At 67.4% G+C, this 1,250-nt stretch carries 2 protein-coding genes; one reads left to right on the top strand and one right to left on the bottom strand.

Translation table 11 applies throughout. The features are described 5' to 3' along the window. Positions 1 to 205, top strand: a 205-nt coding sequence (locus AS93_RS21000; protein ID WP_218185757.1) for a hypothetical protein, incomplete at its 5' end; no start/stop codon positions are given. Between the two features lie 48 nt (positions 206 to 253). On the opposite strand, the gene AS93_RS19810 is transcribed toward AS93_RS21000, so the two are convergent. Further along, a partial coding sequence (locus tag AS93_RS19810) for an SbcC/MukB-like Walker B domain-containing protein (protein WP_037010104.1) occupies positions 254 to 1,250 on the bottom strand: 997 nt, incomplete at its 5' end.

The raw sequence follows: 1,250 nt of genomic DNA, 5'->3' as shown, positions 1-1,250 counted from the left end.
CAGGGACCCAATGATTAACAGTCATTTGCTCTACCGACTGAGCTATCGCGGAACTTCGGTCTTCCAAATCCTGCAACTTCCAGCCGAACCGGAAACCCCGTTGCAGTGGCGCGCATTTTACGCAGCGAGATTTCCCTGTCAACACATCCGTGCGATTTTTTTTCTTCGAGGGGCGAGAAAATTCATTTATCCCTCAAAGGCTTAGCGATGACGGGGGGAGAAGGGGGCGCCTCCGCCCGCTGGACGGAGCCTCTTATCTGCCCACCGCAAAGGTCGGATCGAGGCGGCTGTGCCCCAGACCGACCCCCTTGTCGACGCGGATCTGCACCGGGATGCGCTCCTTCAGCGCCTCGACGTGGCTGATCACGCCGATCATCTTGCCGCTGGCGTTGAGCTGGTCGAGCGCATCGAGCGCCACCTCCAGGGTTTCGCCGTCCAGGGTGCCGAAGCCCTCGTCGAGAAACAGCGAGTCGATGCGCGTGTGCTGGCTGACCAGATCCGACAGCGCCAGGGCCAGCGCCAGGCTGACCAGGAAGCTCTCGCCGCCGGACAGCGTGCGTGTGTCGCGGGCGATGTCGCCCTGCCAGGTGTCCAGCACGTCCAGTTCCAGGTCGCCACCCTTGCGCCGGGCCAGCTGATAGCGGGCATGCAGGCGCAGCAGTTGGCGGTTGGCCAGATGCACCAGGTGATCCAGGGTCAGCCCCTGGGCGAACTTGCGGTAGCGGGTGCCGTCGGCGGAACCGATCAGGCTGGCCAGGTGCTGCCAGAGGTCGCTCTGTTCCCGTTGCCGGGCGACCTGCTCATGCAGGGCCTGCTGGCTCTGCCGACGCTGGGCATCACCCTGCAGCACGGCGTGTAGCTCGCCCTGGCGCAGGCCGATGCGGCGCAGCTCGGCGTCCAGTTCCGCCAGGCGCGCAGCCAGGGCGTCGGCATCCTGCCCGGTCTGCGGCTGGGCGAGCAACTGGTCCAGCGTCTGGCGGGCGGACTGGTGCAGCGCGGCCGCTTCGGTCAGCGCGGTGTCCAGCTGCTGCTTGCGGGCCTGCAACGCCTGGCGTTCGGCCAGCGGCAGGCAGGCGGCGAGATAGTCCGCTTCGCTGCCGAACGGGCTGTCGCGCAGCGCGGCTTCCCAGCGCGCCTGCTGCTCCGTCCGTTGCTGGGTCTGCTGTTCGCGGCGTTCGCCCAGGCTGCGGCGCTGGCCGGCCAGCTGCAGCAGGGCGCGTTCGGCGGCTTCGAGTTGCTGTTCGGCGGCG

The sequence above is a fragment of the Pseudomonas sp. RL genome (genome assembly GCF_000647775.1).
GTDB lineage: Bacteria > Pseudomonadota > Gammaproteobacteria > Pseudomonadales > Pseudomonadaceae > Serpens > Serpens flexibilis.
Note: the sequence above shows the minus strand (reverse complement) of the source record. Positions and strands in the feature narration are given on the sequence as shown.